Origin of the sequence: Gymnodinialimonas sp. 202GB13-11 (assembly GCF_040932485.1) — a bacterium.
Classification (GTDB): Bacteria; Pseudomonadota; Alphaproteobacteria; order Rhodobacterales; family Rhodobacteraceae; genus Gymnodinialimonas; species Gymnodinialimonas hymeniacidonis.
This window is the reverse complement of the sequence record NZ_JBFRBH010000001.1, coordinates 1,912,101-1,926,966: the sequence shown is the minus strand read 5'-3', so window position 1 is coordinate 1,926,966 and position 14,866 is coordinate 1,912,101. Positions and strand designations below refer to the sequence as shown.

General features: G+C 63.5%; 16 protein-coding genes. 5 read left to right on the top strand and 11 right to left on the bottom strand.

Going from position 1 to position 14,866, the window contains the following annotated elements:
* Positions 1–18: 18 nt before the first annotated feature.
* A complete protein-coding gene (radA, locus tag V8J81_RS09645) occupies positions 19–1,386 on the bottom strand; it encodes a DNA repair protein RadA (RefSeq protein ID WP_368475537.1) in 1,368 nt (455 codons plus the stop codon).
* 133 nt (positions 1,387–1,519) lie between these two features.
* Here radA and V8J81_RS09640 point away from each other — a divergent pair, with 133 nt between their 5' ends.
* Positions 1,520–2,566: an autotransporter outer membrane beta-barrel domain-containing protein gene (locus V8J81_RS09640; protein WP_368475536.1), complete on the top strand. Its 1,047-nt coding sequence runs from the start codon at positions 1,520–1,522 to the stop codon at positions 2,564–2,566.
* A gap of 18 nt (positions 2,567–2,584) precedes the next feature.
* Here the strand turns inward: V8J81_RS09640 and V8J81_RS09635 are convergent, their stop codons facing one another.
* From V8J81_RS09635 to V8J81_RS09605, 7 genes are all read right to left on the bottom strand, one after another.
* Positions 2,585–3,040 carry a paraquat-inducible protein A gene (locus tag V8J81_RS09635; protein ID WP_368475535.1) on the bottom strand — a complete coding sequence of 152 codons (456 nt, stop codon included), beginning with the start codon at positions 3,038–3,040 and terminating at the stop codon, positions 2,585–2,587.
* A gap of 207 nt (positions 3,041–3,247) precedes the next feature.
* Positions 3,248–3,619, bottom strand: coding sequence for a hypothetical protein (locus V8J81_RS09630; protein WP_368475534.1), 372 nt, complete (start codon positions 3,617–3,619; stop codon positions 3,248–3,250).
* Positions 3,616–4,047 carry a hypothetical protein gene (locus tag V8J81_RS09625; protein WP_368475533.1) on the bottom strand — a complete coding sequence of 144 codons (432 nt, stop codon included), beginning with the start codon at positions 4,045–4,047 and terminating at the stop codon, positions 3,616–3,618. The genes V8J81_RS09630 and V8J81_RS09625 overlap by 4 nt, the downstream gene beginning before the upstream one ends.
* A 4-nt stretch (positions 4,048–4,051) precedes the next feature.
* Entirely contained in the window at positions 4,052–4,801 is a 750-nt protein-coding gene (locus V8J81_RS09620) for an ABC transporter ATP-binding protein (protein ID WP_368475532.1), read from the bottom strand.
* Positions 4,798–5,580, bottom strand: coding sequence for an MlaE family ABC transporter permease (locus V8J81_RS09615; protein WP_368475531.1), 783 nt, complete (start codon positions 5,578–5,580; stop codon positions 4,798–4,800). Before V8J81_RS09615 ends, V8J81_RS09620 begins: the two co-directional genes overlap by 4 nt.
* Positions 5,577–6,605, bottom strand: coding sequence for an alanine racemase (gene alr, locus V8J81_RS09610; RefSeq protein WP_368475530.1), 1,029 nt, complete (start codon positions 6,603–6,605; stop codon positions 5,577–5,579). The genes V8J81_RS09615 and alr overlap by 4 nt, the downstream gene beginning before the upstream one ends.
* Before the next feature lie 140 nt (positions 6,606–6,745).
* On the bottom strand, positions 6,746–7,150 hold the full coding sequence (locus tag V8J81_RS09605; RefSeq protein WP_368475529.1) for a VOC family protein: 405 nt from the start codon (positions 7,148–7,150) through the stop codon (positions 6,746–6,748).
* A 104-nt stretch (positions 7,151–7,254) separates the two neighbouring features.
* Here V8J81_RS09605 and V8J81_RS09600 point away from each other — a divergent pair, with 104 nt between their 5' ends.
* The 4 genes from V8J81_RS09600 (at position 7,255) to V8J81_RS09585 (ending at position 11,207) form a co-directional block, all read left to right on the top strand.
* Positions 7,255–7,929 carry a hypothetical protein gene (locus V8J81_RS09600; RefSeq protein ID WP_368475528.1) on the top strand — a complete coding sequence of 225 codons (675 nt, stop codon included), beginning with the start codon at positions 7,255–7,257 and terminating at the stop codon, positions 7,927–7,929.
* 68 nt (positions 7,930–7,997) lie between these two features.
* Positions 7,998–9,182 carry an MFS transporter gene (locus V8J81_RS09595; protein ID WP_368475527.1) on the top strand — a complete coding sequence of 395 codons (1,185 nt, stop codon included), beginning with the start codon at positions 7,998–8,000 and terminating at the stop codon, positions 9,180–9,182.
* A 61-nt stretch (positions 9,183–9,243) separates the two neighbouring features.
* On the top strand, positions 9,244–10,320 hold the full coding sequence (locus tag V8J81_RS09590) for a tartrate dehydrogenase (protein WP_368475526.1): 1,077 nt from the start codon (positions 9,244–9,246) through the stop codon (positions 10,318–10,320).
* Positions 10,317–11,207, top strand: coding sequence for an alpha/beta fold hydrolase (locus tag V8J81_RS09585; protein WP_368475525.1), 891 nt, complete (start codon positions 10,317–10,319; stop codon positions 11,205–11,207). Before V8J81_RS09590 ends, V8J81_RS09585 begins: the two co-directional genes overlap by 4 nt.
* 6 nt (positions 11,208–11,213) lie before the next feature.
* On the opposite strand, the gene V8J81_RS09580 is transcribed toward V8J81_RS09585, so the two are convergent.
* The 3 genes from V8J81_RS09580 to pyrC all read right to left on the bottom strand — a co-directional run bounded on the left by V8J81_RS09580 (position 11,214) and on the right by pyrC (position 14,779).
* Positions 11,214–12,725: a replicative DNA helicase gene (locus V8J81_RS09580; protein ID WP_368475524.1), complete on the bottom strand. Its 1,512-nt coding sequence runs from the start codon at positions 12,723–12,725 to the stop codon at positions 11,214–11,216.
* 284 nt (positions 12,726–13,009) lie between these two features.
* Positions 13,010–13,690 (bottom strand): orotate phosphoribosyltransferase, encoded by a 681-nt coding sequence (locus V8J81_RS09575; protein ID WP_368475523.1) that lies wholly within the window; start codon positions 13,688–13,690, stop codon positions 13,010–13,012.
* Between the two features lie 45 nt (positions 13,691–13,735).
* Positions 13,736–14,779, bottom strand: a complete 1,044-nt coding sequence (pyrC, locus tag V8J81_RS09570) for a dihydroorotase (RefSeq protein WP_368475522.1) — start codon at positions 14,777–14,779, stop codon at positions 13,736–13,738.
* Between the last annotated feature and the right edge of the window lie 87 nt (positions 14,780–14,866).

Genomic DNA, 14,866 nt, shown 5'->3' with positions numbered 1-14,866 from the left:
ACCTCTTCGTAAGTCGCTTCATCCTGCCCCGAACACATCGCCCACAAAAGTGGGGAGGTCCGCCATGGACTGGACGGCAACACCCGCATTATCCGCGATCCGGCAGCCTGCCGGTGCGATTGCGGAGGAAAAACCAAGTTTCACGGCTTCTTTCAACCGATTTTCGGCCTGAGACACCGGACGGAGCGCGCCTGACAGCGAAAGTTCCCCAAAAACCACGGTTTCGCGGGGCAGGGCGCTGTCTTCGCGGGCGGAAAGAAGAGCGGCGGCGACGGCGAGATCGGCGGCGGGTTCCGATATTCGCATCCCGCCCGCAATGTTGAGGTAGACGTCGAGGCCTTGGAACGAGATGCCCGCGCGTGCTTCGAGCACAGCGAGGATCATGGACAGGCGCGAGCCATCCCAGCCGACCACGGCGCGACGGGGTTGGGAAAGCGAGGACGGCGCGACGAGAGCCTGAAACTCAACCAGAACGGGCCGCGTGCCTTCGATACCGGCGAAGACAACTGATCCGGGGGCGGGTTGTTCGCGGTCGCTCAGGAACAGGGCAGAGGGGTTTGGCACTTCGGCAAGACCACGACCCGTCATCTCGAATACGCCAATTTCGTCCGCCGGGCCGAACCGGTTCTTCACCGAGCGCAGGATGCGGAATTGGTGCCCGCGTTCGCCTTCAAAGTAGAGGACGGTGTCCACCATATGCTCGACCACGCGAGGGCCTGCGATCTGGCCTTCCTTGGTGACGTGACCGACGAGCATCACTGCGGTGCCGCGGCGTTTTGCGAAGGTCGTGAGTTCATGGGCTGACGCGCGGACCTGACTGACGGAGCCGGGTGCGCTATCAACAGTGTCGAGCCACATGGTCTGGATCGAGTCGATGATGGCGAGGTCGGGTTGCTCGGCCTCAAGCGTGGTCAAAATATCGCGTAGGTTAGTTTCAGCCGCGAGCATCACCGCGCTGTCGGAAAGACCAAGGCGCTCGGCCCGCATACGGACCTGCGCGGTGGCTTCTTCGCCAGAAACGTAGATGACTTTCAGCCCTTGGCGCGCAAATGCAGCGGCGGCCTGGAGCAGAAGGGTGGATTTGCCGATGCCCGGATCACCGCCCACTAGCGTTGCGGAGGCCGGGACAAGCCCGCCGCCGAGGACGCGGTCAAGCTCAGCCACGCCAGCCGACTGCCGGGGCGGCGGCGCTTCCTTGGTGCGCAAGTCTTTCAGGGCGAGCTTGCGGCCCTTGGCCGAGCCAAGCGCGGCCTTTCCGGGGCCTGCACCAAGCGGCGCTTCCTCACGGATCGTGTTCCATTCGCCGCATTCATCGCAGCGACCGGACCATTTCTTGTGGGTCGCGCCGCAGTTTGAGCAGGTGAAGGTGGTGACGGGTTTGGCCATGGGAACGGGTCTTAGCCGGGTCTGCGGGCAAGGGAAATGGGCAGAATGGTGGATTTCCTGACCTCGCACCTTGGCGGGCAATAGGGTTTTCTGTCGGCGATCGGGGCGATCACAAAATACCTTGGGGAATATCATGACATCGACAAAGACACTGGCGGCCTTGGCCGTGGTGGGACTGTGCCTGCCTGCGGGGCAGGCGGCGGCGCAAAATCTGCAGCGTGCGCTTCTTCCATCCGGTCCATCGCAGGATGTGCAACTGGGCAATGCTGCCAACACGATGGGGGCGCTCAATTCGACGCTCTTGCGGGGCGAGCCGCAGCGCGGTGGAGCGGGGGCGGTTGATGTCGCCTCGCGTGCGCCGACGCTCGGGTTTGGCGGACTGTTGCCCAGTATGAATGACACGCAGGTCAGTTTCTCCAGCCAGGGGTCGGGCAGCGTGGTTTTGGTGCCGTGGGTTGAGCTGTCGGGCTTGCAATCGGAAGATAGTCTGCGCCGCTACACAGCAACAGTGCTTGAACTGGGCCTAGACGGCGAAATGACGCCAGAGCTGACCCTTGGTGCCTCGGTCGCATTCGTGCAGAGCGATGTTGAATCCGTTCTCGATTTTTCAAACGACACGGCAGAGGCGACGGGACAGGTCTTGACCCTTTCGGCGCTCTACGAACGTGGGGGCTGGCATGCCGATGCAGCCTTGCGCTTTGGACGGTACGATTACGATCAGGTCTTGCTGGGAACGGCTGGCAGCGCGGAAAGCGACGCGACGGTCCTGCGTGTGTCCCTTGGCTACGACGTTGAACTTGGCACTGGCGGCACCATCACGCCGACTCTGGCGTACCTCACAGGCCGAGAGGAGATCACCGGCACTGGCGGTGGTCTGGCCGGTGCTGGCACACGCGAAGTGACCTTCTCGGAGACCTCGATTGGCGCTGTCTACAGCCACGAGATTTCCGGCATGGGATCTGTCTCGTTCGGGCTGTTCTCGGATAATTTCAGCCTGGATGGGGATGCCGGGCCGGTATTGATCGGCAGCGACCGTGAAGGGCAATCCGGCCGGGTCGAGCTGGGCCTTGATCTGGGTATGAGCGAGATGGCCGATATCTCGGTCGGTGTCAGCTATGGCGGCATCGGCTCAGACATGGAGACGGTCCAGGGCGCGTTGGGCGTGTCCTTCCGTTTTTGAGGGGGCGGTTCTAATGCTCTACCCCCGCGCGGCTTTTGCGGCGCGGGCGGTTAGCATCGAGATGGCAAGTGAGGTGAGAACACAGGCCGTGAAAAGCCACAAACCCCATGCTGTTTCCACCCGCCCCACGGCAAGCCCTTTGGCCAGCGTGATGTAGACGGCGATCAGGAAAACGTCGGCCATGGCCAGTTTGCCAGCAATCTCAAGCGCGGGCAGCAGGCGGGCAGGCGCTTTCGACAATTGTATCAGTGTTAGGCAGATGGTTTTGACCATTGGTGAGACCAGCGCAAAAAGGGCGACGATAGCAACAAGCGCCCATTCGCCATCCTCTGCCAGCGATCCGAGGCCGGATAGGATCGAAATTTCCGACAGGCCGAAGAGGGGCAGCAGGCCTGCGCGCATGAGTGGCGCGAACCACGACACTGGGAACAGCACCAGCAGGCAAAGATTTGCTGCGATGAGGGCTTTGTGCATGGCGGGCCTTCGAATGTGTTGCCATTTCGATCTTGGGCGTCAGGCCGGTTGGCGCAAGGGGGAAGGTTTGGTCCCTTTTGTCAAAAGGAGCGGGCGTTGCCCGCACGCCTTTCGCCTCGCGTCGCCGCCGGGGGCGGCTTTGGCTCAGGTCCGGGGGGCGTTGCCCCCCAGACCCCCAAGCATAATTCGAGAACGAAGAGGGGTGGGTCAGCGGACTTGGCGGGTGAAGATGATCAGCACGGCAAGAACGATGGTCATAAAGAGTCGGCTGATGAGATGCGGCCGGCTCGGCGGTGGCTCCATATCGTGGAGCGCCATGTGCGCGCCGTACGCAAGACCGGCGGGAAAGAGCAGGGCGATGAAAGCCACCACCGAGGGCAGGCCTATGAGGGCACCTGCCAACACCGTTAAAACCAAAAGGATCATAGCTGGGACCAAATGACCGAGCAGGTCGGTCGCGGCGGCGATGTGCTGGCGGCGGTCAAGGCGGGCGGCGCGGAGGGCCCAATGGGCGAAGGTGAGCGCGGCGTAGACCCAGAGCGCCGTCGCCGTGGCCTCGATCAGCGCGATTGGGCTCATCGGGTGAGCATGTCCGGTAGGATGGCGGCGCTCAGCGAGAAGACCAAAAGAGCTGCGCAAACTAGTGTCGCGGTGTCGATCCAGCGGGGGCGCAGGCCGGTTTTGATCGCCGAGCGGATCCATGTGACGACGGCCCAGGCGATGGCGAAGACCCAGAGGAATGACCAGATGCCAGTGACGCGGAAGCTGCCGGGGACGAGTGAGAATGTCTCGGCCAAGGCAAGCGCTGCGATGAAGGCAAGCTCGATCAGTAGCAGAACGTGGAGCGACCGAAGCTCTGGGAAGGCGCGCAGTTTCAGGATCGCCCCGAGCGCCATGAGCGCGGGCAAGACGCGCATGGTGGCGGCGCCGAGGAAGATCATCGCCCAGGTGAAGGCGCTGAAGTTCAGGGGAATGTCTTCGGGCGGGATGTTGGCGAATTGATCCATTGGCTTAACGTAAGGTCTCAATCGGGCCAGTTGCAGAGCCGGAGATGAATTGGCGCAAATGTGGGTCTTGGGCCGTATCGAGGTCGGTGGCGGGGCCGTGCCACTGGATATGGCCCGCGTGGAGCATGGCAACCGTACTGGCGATGGCGCGCACAGATGACATGTCATGGGTGATGGTGATGGTCGTGGCCCCCATCTCGGACACGATTTCGCGGATCAGGTCGTTGATGACGCCGGACATGATCGGGTCAAGGCCGGTGGTGGGTTCATCAAAAAAGATGATCTCAGGGTCGGCGGCGATGGCGCGGGCGAGCCCTGCGCGTTTTTGCATGCCGCCCGACAGCTCGGACGGGTAGAGGTCGGCGGTTTCTGACGGTAGGCCCACGCGCCCCAGCTTGGTGATGGCAATCTCACGCGCCTCCTTGCGGGGGCGCTTGCCGGGGCCGCGCAGAAGGCGGAAGGCGACGTTTTGCCAGACGGGCATGGAGTCGAATAGGGCGGCGCCTTGGAAGAGCATCCCGAAGCTTTCGAGCGCCGTGTCGGAGGCCGGTTTGCCGTCGATCATGATGGTACCCGCATCGGGTTTGATCAGACCGAGGATACATTTCAGAAGCACCGATTTGCCGGTGCCCGAGCCGCCGATAACCACGAGGCTTTCGCCTTTGGCCACATCGAGGGTGATGCCCTTTAGGACATGCTTCTGGCCGAAGCTTTTGGTCAGGTCTTTGAGGCTGATCTTGGCGGCGTCGGTCATGCGGAGAAGAACGCCTCCGTCAGCAGGTAGTTGGCGGCGAGGATGAGGATGGAGGCGGAGACGACGGCCTGCGTAGTGGCGCGGCCCACGCCGCGCGCGCCGCGGCCGGAATTCATGCCGTGGAAGCAGCCCATCAGCGCGACGATGAACCCAAAGGCCGCGCCTTTCAGAAGGCCCGAGGTGATGTCCCATGTCTCAAGGAAACCGGTGGTGTTGGACAGGTACGCGGCCTCGTTGAACCCCAGGCGCGTGGTGGAGACGAGGTAGCCGCCGAAGATGCCGATGCTGTCGCCCACCGCCACGAGAAGCGGCAGGGAGAGCGTGGCCGCGATCAGGCGCGGGACGGTGAGGTATTTCATCGGGTTGGTGGAGAGTGTGCGCAGGGCGTCGATCTGTTCGGTCACTTTCATCGTGGCGATCTCAGCCGCGATGGCGGATGCGACGCGTCCTGCAACCATGAGGCCACCCAGGACAGGGCCAAGTTCGCGGGTTATGCCGATGGCAACGATCTGGGGGACCACGGCCTCGGCATTGAAGCGGGCGCCGCCGGCGTAGATTTGCAGTGCGAGGGCGCCGCCGGTGAAAAGTGCCGTAAGGCCGACCACGGGGAGCGACAGCCAGCCGATGGTGAGGAACTGTTGCGCGATCTCTCGCAAATAGAGGGGCGGAGTGACGAGGTGGCGGAGCGCGGAGAGGGCGAAGAGGGTGACCTGCCCGATGCTCGCCAGCAGGGAGAGGATTGTCCGCCCAAGCGCACCGAAGGGGGCGAGCAGGGTCACGCTGTGACCTTGCGGGCGTAGCGCGATCCGAGGGCGGTGAGGATTTCGTAGCCGATGGTGCCCGCGGCCTCGGCCAGTTGGTCGACGGATTGATGGGGCCCGAGGATATCGAGCGCCTCTGGCGGCTCCGCGCAATCGGTAACGTCGATGGTGAGCAGGTCCATGGAGACGCGGCCGACGAGGGGGCAGGGCGTGTCGCCATACCAGAGCGTCGCGTTGGATGACATGGCGCGGATAAGACCGTCGGCATATCCAGCGGATAGCGTGGCGATCTTGCGGGGGCTGTCTGCGACGTAGGTGGCGGAATAGCCGACGGCGGTGCCCGGCGCGATATCGCGAATTTGGATCACCGGCAGGGAGAGGCGGACGACGGGTGTGGCGTCGGTGAAGGGGAAGCCGCCATAGAGGCCGATGCCGGGGCGGGTCATGTCGAAATGGTAATCAGGTCCCATGAGAGTGCCGCCGGTCGCGGCGAGGGATTTGGGAGTGCCGAGGCCCTCAGTCAGCGCGCGGAAAGTGCCGAGTTGCTGGCCGTTCTGCGCATGCGCGGGCTCATCGGCGCAGGCGAGGTGGGACATGAGTAGTGTGGCGTTTGCCGCGTGGGCGCGGGCCTCAGCCCAGTCGGCGGGTTGCAGGCCGAGGCGGCTCATGCCCGTGTCGAGTTGCAGACCGAAGGGCGCGTTCGGGAGGGCCTTCTGGTGTCGGGCGATCTGCTCGGGGCTGTTGAGCATTGGGGTCAGCGCGTGGTCGCGGATCAGGGCGGTGTCGCCGTCCATATGGCCGGAGAAGACGTTGACGGTGGGCTCTGCGCCAAGGGCTTGGCGGATCGTTACGCCTTCCTCGGCCGTGGCGACGAAGAAGGTGCGCGCGCCTGCTTTGGCAAGGGTCTGGGCGACAAGCGCGCTGCCGAGGCCGTAGCCGTCGGCTTTGACGACAGCCGCCGTCTCGCGCGCCGATTTCGCAGCCAGCGCGCGGTAGTTCGCCGTGAGGGCGGTGAGGTCAATATGCAGGGTTCCTGAGGCCATGATGCGGGGATGGGGCTTTCGGCGCGGCGGGTCAAGGGAGAGGTGCGGTTGCGAGGTTGCAACCGTAGGTTAAGGTGCTGAAAAGTATGAGAAAGGAGATTTTCGCTAACGAAATTTTAGCGATTTGACGCCCGTGTTTCTTAGGGCAGAACTTGCACACCCTTTTCGGGGTGGTCGCGGTAATGGGCTAGCCGCGAAGCGAGGTCGCCCAGGTGAAGCTCCAGCTTGTGGCCATCGGGGTCGAGGAAGTAGAGCGAAGCGCCCTCAGATCGGTTTTCCTTCCAGAGCGGAGCGTGCGCTGAGATGTGTTCGGTGAGTCGCGCGAACTCGGCGGGCGCACAGGAAAAGGCGATATGTGTGTCGTCGGCGCGCGGGGTGAGCGCGTCGGTTGCCTCGAGGCAAAGCCAGATCGGGCCGAGCTCAAGATAGGCGGAACGGGCGCTGGCGGTGCGTTGAACCGCGCCGAGGACGTCGGTGTAGAAGGCCACCGACCGGGCGAGGTCGGAGACGGCGAGGGTGATGTGATTGAGGCCGGTGATACCCATGCTTGCAGAGAAGGGGAGCGCGCGGGGGTGGTCAAGGCGATAAGGCGATTGCGGATCGGTGGCGGCTGCTGGATACGGGTGACGGTTCGGAGAAAGGGCAGAGGATGCGCTACGCGATTGCGTTTGGGATTTGGCTGATCCTGTCGGTCCTCGTCCTTGTGGCGATGGTGCGACTGCCCTTCGACGTGACGGATCAGTTCTTCTACGCACGCTCGGTGCCGGAGCTGGCGTTGGCGGTGATCGGGTGGATGGTCGCGCCAAGTCTTCTGGCACTGGTTGTGACGCTATTGGCGACGGCGCGGCCCTTGCCGCGCGCGTCCCAGTGGACGCGGAGCCTTTTCGGCGCGTTCGTGATCCTTGGGGGCATGTTCACACTCTGGCTGGTTGTGCTGAACGGGGTGAACCGTGCGCCGGGAGGGGGCGCTGCGCCGGTGCTTGTCGGCCTGATGGTGGTGCTGGCGCTGGTGTTGCCGGGATTGAGTTACCTGCGTGTGCCGGTCGTAGTGTCTGAAACGCCACTGCGCTTGGCATCGGGGCCTTGGTGGAGCGTTCTGGCGATCGTGACGTCTGTCATGGTGATCTTCGCAGCCGTGTCTGTCGTGTTGCCACCGACGGCCATCGCCAGTTTCGCGGAGGCACGGGGCGGGCATTACTACACATGGTTGAACGTGGTCGGACCGGCGATGCTGGTGTCGGTCGCACTGTCTGGTGCAGTTGGCCTGGCTCTGAGTTGGGCGCGCGCGCTGGCCGCAGACGCCACGCCACCGGACAGCGATTGACACAAACGGCCGTGACGCGGGGCGCGCGCAAGCTATGATCTGAGTGGCCGATGCGTCACGGGGGCCATGTGTCCGTTCTTTCCATCCTGAAAAACCGCAACTTCGCGGGGCTGATTGCGGCCAATACGATCCTCGGGTCCGCCTTCCCGATCCAGATGATCCTCGGCGCGTTGGCGGGGTTGATGTTGGCTCCGTTGCCGGTTCTGGCGACGCTTCCGGCTTCGGTCCAGACTTTGGCCGGGCTGTTGGCGGCGGCGCCGATCTCGATCCTGATGGGACGGATCGGGCGGCGCGCGGGGTTTGCGCTGGGCGGTGTGCTGACGCTGGTCGGAGCCGTGGCCGCGGTGCTGGCGCTTTATATCGACAATTTCGCGCTGCTGTGTGCGGCGCATTTCCTGATGGGGGCGGGGTGGTCGGCCTTCCAATACTTCCGCTTTGCCGCCGGAGAGGTTGTGGCCGCCCCGCTGCGTCCGGTGGCGATCTCTCTGATGCTGACCTCACTTCTGGTGGCGGCGCTGGTGGGGCCGCAATTGTTCATCGTGGCGCGCGATGCCCTGGCCCCGGTGCCGTTTGCGGGGGCGTATGGCGTGATCGGGCTGGTGGCGCTGGTGGGTTTGGTGCCGCTTCTGGCGGTCAATATCCCCTTGCCGGAGCGCGCGCCGGTGACGGCGGGGCGGTTTTCGGCGCTGGCCGCGTTGCAGCGTGGGCCGGTGCGGCGCGCAGTGGGGATTGGCGCTGTGTCGCAGGGGATCATGGCGTTTTTGATGGTGCCGACACCGATTGCGATGATCGCCTGCGGGTTCAGCGATGTCACGGCGAGTGACGTGATCCGCTGGCATATCGTGGCGATGTTCGCACCGAGTTTCTTCACTGGCTTCCTGATCCAGCGCTTCGGGGCGCAGCGGATCGCGGTGAGTGGCCTTGTGATCATCGTGGCAGCGGCGGGGTTTGCCGCAAGCGGGATCGAGGCCGTGCATTTCTACGGCGCGTTGATGGTGCTGGGCGTGGGGTGGAATTTCGGCTTCATCGGGGCGACGGCGCTTTTGGCCGATGCGTTAGCCGACGAGGAAAAGGCGGCGGTGCAGGGCATCAACGACACCTGTATCGCGCTGGCTTCGACGCTTGCGTCGTTCGCGGCGGGGGCGGTTGTGGCGGGGTTGGGCTGGACGATCCTGGCGCTGGGGGCGGGAGCGGTCGTTTGCCTGGCCCTGGTGCTGCTGGCGCTGGATCGGCAGGCGGCGGTTAGGGCCTGAGCCGTTCTGGGCTTTGGCCAGTCGGCGGGGTAGGAATAGGCGATTACGGGAGGGTGCGCGCATGGCGAAGAATGCTTGGAAAATCGATGTGATCCCCGGCGACGGGATCGGCAAGGAAGTGGTGCCGGAAGGTGTGCGCGTGCTGGAAGCTGCGGCGAAACGCTTTGATCTTGGGTTTGATTTCAGGGACCACGATTTCGCGTCCTGTGACTACTACGCGGCCCATGGTGAAATGATGCCGGGGGACTGGAAAGAGCGGCTGGCAGGCTCGGATGCGCTGTTTTTCGGAGCGGTAGGCTGGCCCGAAACGGTGCCGGATCACGTCTCACTCTGGGGCTCGTTGCTGCAGTTCCGGCGGGAGTTCGATCAATATGTCAGCTTGCGGCCCGCCCGCGCGATGCCGGGGGTGCCCTTGCCGCTGGCAGGCAGGGAGCCCGGAGAGATCGACATGATGATCGTGCGGGAGAATACGGAAGGGGAGTATTCGTCGATCGGGGGGCGGATGTTCCCCGGGACGGAACGGGAAGTTGTTATACAAGAGACGGTGATGACACGCACCGGCGTGGATCGCATCCTGCGCTATGCCTTTGAATTGGCGGCGAAACGCGGTGGACATCTGACCTCGGCCACGAAATCCAACGGCATTTCGATTACCATGCCCTATTGGGATGAGCGGGTTGAGGAGATGGCCGGGGAATACCCCGATATCCGCGTCGACAAATACCATATCGACATCCTGACGGCTCAGTTCGTGTTGCACCCGGATTGGTTTGATGTGGTCGTGGCGTCGAACCTGTTTGGCGACATTCTGTCGGACCTTGGCCCTGCCTGCACGGGCACGATTGGGATTGCACCGTCGGGCAATATCAACCCCGAGGGACTGTTTCCGTCGCTGTTCGAGCCGGTCCATGGCTCCGCCCCTGACATTGCGGGCAAGGGCGTGGCGAACCCGGTGGGCCAGATCTGGGCGGCGGCGATGATGCTGGAGCATTTGGGCGCGCCGGAGGCTGGGGCCGCGATTGTGACGGCGATTGAGCGTGTGCTGGCGGAGGAGGCGTTGCGGACGGGCGATCTGGGCGGACCGGCGGACACGGTGACGTGCGGCGCTGCGATTGCCGATGCGGTGGCGGAGGGGTGAGCGCCTCAGCCTTTCTGGAGGGGTTCGCGCTGCGCCGGGTGGCGGTGCCGGGTGTGGAGCTGTGCGTGGCGGTGGCGGGCGAGGGGCCTGCGGTTTTGCTGCTGCACGGGCACCCGCAGACCCATGTGGTCTGGCGCAAGGTGGCGCCTGCGTTGGTGGCGATGGGCTACACCGTCGTGGCGCCGGATTTGCGGGGTTATGGGGATAGCGGCAAGCCGGACGGGGGCACGGATCACGCGGGCTATTCGAAGCGGGTGATAGCGGCGGACAATGTGTCGTTGATGGCGGCGCTGGGGCATGAGCGATTTTCGGTGATCGGCCATGATCGCGGGGGCCGTGTGGCGCATCGGATGGCGCTGGATCATCCGCAGGTGGTCGAACGGGTGATGGTGCTGGATATCGCGCCGACGCTGACGATGTATGAGCGCACGGACATGAATTTCGCGCGGGACTATTTCTGGTGGTTCTTCCTGATCCAGCCGTTTGATTTGCCGGAACGGATGATCGGGGCGGACCCGGAATATTTTCTGCGCAGACATGTGGATGGGCAGGTGAAGGTTGCGGGTGCGGTCAACGAAGATGTGATAGCGGAGTACCTGCGGACCTACCGCGACCCGGCCACGATCCATGCGATTTGCGAGGATTACCGGGCGGCAGCGAGCATTGATCTGGAGCATGACCGGGCAGATGCTGAGGCGCGGATGGAGTGCCCGCTTTGGGCCATCTGGGGGTCGCGCGGTGTCGTCGGGCGGACCTATGACGTAGCTGCGACTTGGCGCGAGAAGGCGCGGGATGTGACTGGCGTGGCGCTGGACTGCGGTCATGCGATCCCGGAGGAGGTGCCGGAAGCGCTGTTGGCGGAGATCGGACGGTTTCTGGGGCGCTGAGGGGGCTTAGAACCCCTGCGACCCGTCGCCTTGCCATGGCTTGGCGAGGTTGCCGAAGCGGGTGAAGCGGCCCTCGAAGGATAGCTCTACCGTGCCGATGGGGCCGTGGCGTTGCTTGCCGATGATCACCTCGGCCTTGCCGTGAAGCTGCTCCATATCCTGCTGCCATTTTGTCATGGCCTCCAGGTTCTCTTCGCCGGGTTTCTCACGCTCTTTGTAGTACTCGCCACGGTAGACGAACATCACGGCGTCGGCGTCCTGCTCGATTGATCCGGATTCGCGGAGGTCGGAGAGTTGCGGGCGCTTGTCTTCGCGGTTCTCGACCTGACGGGAGAGCTGCGAGAGCGCGATGACGGGGATGTTGAGTTCCTTGGCGATGGCCTTAAGGCCTTGGGTAATTTCGGAAATCTCGTTCACGCGGTTGTCGCGGTTGTTGGCGGAACCGCGCAGAAGCTGAAGGTAGTCGATGATCAGCAGATCGAGCCCTTTGGGCGAGCGCTTCAGGCGACGCGCGCGGGCGGCGACCTGCGCGATGGGGAGCGCGGGCGTGTCGTCGATATAGAGCGGGCAGCGTTCGAGATCGCCGGCGGCCTTGAGGTAGCGGGCGAATTCCTGCTCGGTCAGATCACCGCGGCGGAGTTTTTCGGATTCGACCTCTGCCGCCTCGGAGAGCACACGTTGGGCGAGCTGAGCCGACGACATTTCGAGGGAGAAGAAACCCACGACGCCGCCTTCGACGGTGCCGGTGGTCCCATCCTCTTTCGTGCCTTCGCGCCAGGCCTTTGCGACGTTGAAGGCGATGTTGGTCGCAAGCGAGGTTTTCCCCATCGAGGGGCGCCCGGCGAGGATCAGAAGGTCGGAATTGTGCAGGCCGCCCAGTTTGCGGTCCATATCGTCGAGACCGGTGGAAATGCCCGCAAGCTGGCCCTGCCGATTGTAGGCCGCGTTGGCCATCTGCACGGCGTCATGGAGCGCGCCGAGAAAAGAAGTGAAACCCTTATTCGTGGAGCCGGTTGAGGCGAGCGCGAACAGCTCGGATTCCGCCTCTACGATCTGTTCGTCGGGCGAAGTGGCGTCGCGCATGGCGCGGGCGCGGTCGGAGACGCGGTTGCCGAGGTCAATCAGCTCCCGCCGGACGGCGAGATCGTGGATCAGTTGCGCGTAGTCGCGGGCGGCAGAGGTGGCGATGGCGGAAAGCTGAAGCTTCACAAGATATTCCGCGCCGCCCAGTTCCGCGAGGCCGGGGATGTCAGTGGCAAAGCTTTTCAGCGTGGTGGCGTCGGTTTGCAGACCCTTGGCGATGCGGGCGGCAGCCATTTCAAACAAGGCACCGTGCACCGGATCGTGGAAATGGTCAGGTTTCACGAGGTCATCGACGCGGTCGAGCACGTCATTTGAGGACAGGATTGCGCCCAGAAGTTGTTGTTCTGCCTCGATATTATGGGGCAGGACTGGGCCCGTGTCCTCCGCCGACGGATCGGCGGGCACGTTCGGATTGAATGCGGCGACTTCGTTCATCTGCTCCCCCAAGCACTGGTACACCCACACACGCCGTGCCCCCGGTTCGGGGTTTTTCTTGGGTCTGGCAGGACCTCAGCGCGGGTGGTGAGCCGGGTATAGCGGATGGTCCTGCGGCGGCGTCAATCTGGATATCCTGTGGGTAAGTTGGATTAACGCAGAATTCGCGGAGGCGGTGCTTATATAGTGGGTGCTGGGCGTGTCTGGGTCAAGATGTGGCTGTCAGGGTGGCCTGACGTGTTCGAAAGAACACGCCGTTATATATTTCTGTTAGGGCGAATTGGTCAGGAAAGGCCGCGATCGGTGCGCCAGCCCTCGGGATCGCGAAGGAATCGCTCAACATCGACGAGCGTCTCTTCGGTGAAGTCGCCGCCGCGTCGCGCCTCGGCGATGACGTCGGCCCAGGTGGTCAGCCAATGCAACTCAATCCCATTCTCTCGAAGGGTCGGGATCGCATGGTCGAAAATGTCGTAATAAAAGATCACGGCAGTATGGCCGCAGGTTGCGCCTGTCCGGCGAATGGCTTCGACGAAATTGATTTTGGATCCGCCATCGGTGGTCATATCCTCGACCAGAAGCACCCGTTCACCTTCGTTCATTGCGCCTTCGATCTGCGCGCCGCGCCCATGGCCCTTGGGTTTCTTGCGAACATAGGACATGGGCAGGCCCATACGCTCGGCCACGAGGGCCGCGAAGGGGATGCCCGCCGTCTCACCGCCGGCGATATTGTCGAATGCTTCCAGCCCTGCGTCACGCATGACCTTGCAGGTGAGGAAATCCATGAGCGTGGACCGGACCCGCGGGAAAGCGATGGGTTTGCGGCAGTCGATATAGGTGGGGGCCTGTTTGCCTGAAGTGTGGGTGAAAAGCTGTTCCGTGTTGAAGTGCACCGCCTTGATGTCGAGCAGCATCCGGGCGGCCATGGCGGCCATGGTGGCGTCATCGGGGTAGGAGGAGGGGATCATGGCGGGCCTACTTTTTTGAGTATTTGAAACCAGTGGAAGACAGGGTCAGCCCACAACATGCCAGTGGAGCGGGTGGCCGGGGTCGAAGAGGGTCAAAGGTCCGTCTGGCGTGGTGTATTTGGCGGGGTAGGTCGCGGGCGTGTCGCGTTTTTCGAGGGTGATGGTAGCGTCGTTCGGGGCGAGGCCGTAGCGTGCGGGGCCGTTGAGAGAAGCGAAGGCTTCAAGCTTGTCGAGCGCGCCTTCTTCCTCGAACACATGGGCGAGGCAGGACATCGTGTTGGGTGCCGAGAAGACGCCCGCACAACCGCAGGCGGTTTCCTTTGCGCCATCGAGGTGCGGGGCGCTGTCGGTGCCGAGAAAAAAACGCGGGCTTCCGGAGGTGGCGGCGCGGCGAAGCGCCTGCTGATGTTCGGCGCGTTTGACGATGGGCAGGCAGTAGTAGTGGGGGCGGATGCCGCCCACAAGCATGTGGTTGCGGTTGATCATCAGGTGGTGCGTAGTGATCGTGCCGGCAATGTCGCCTGAGGCTTCGCGCACATAGTCGATGCCGTGGGACGTAGTGATGTGTTCGAGCGTGACCTTAAGGTCCGGGATGTCACGTCGGAGCGGATCGAGCACGGTTTCGAGGAACACCTGTTCGCGGTCGAAGATGTCGACCTCGTGGGTCGTAACCTCACCATGAATGCAGAGCGGCAGGCCGATTTCGGCCATGCGTTCAAGGACGTGGCGCACGTTCTTGAAGTCACGCACACCGGATTGGGAATTGGTCGTGGCCCCAGCGGGGTAGAGTTTGACAGCCGTGATCAGGCCATCGGCATGGGCGGCCTGCACATCGTCTGGATCGGTCTGCTCGGTCAAGTAGAGGGTCATGAGCGGCGTGAAATCCGCGCCTGCGGGCAAGGCGGCATCGATCCGATCACGGTAGGCGAGTGCGTCTTGCGCGGTGACCACTGGCGGCACGAGGTTCGGCATGATGATCGCGCGGGCGAAATGGCGCGCGGTTTCGGGCAGCACAGTCTGCATCATCGCGCCGTCGCGCAGGTGCAAGTGCCAATCGTCGGGGCGGCGGATCGTGATGCTCTGGCTCATGGGACCGGGTGCTATAGCGTTTGAAGAGAGTCGGGAAGGGGCTGCGGGCGGCGTCTTGCAATCAGGAGGCTTGCGCGAAATGTCCGG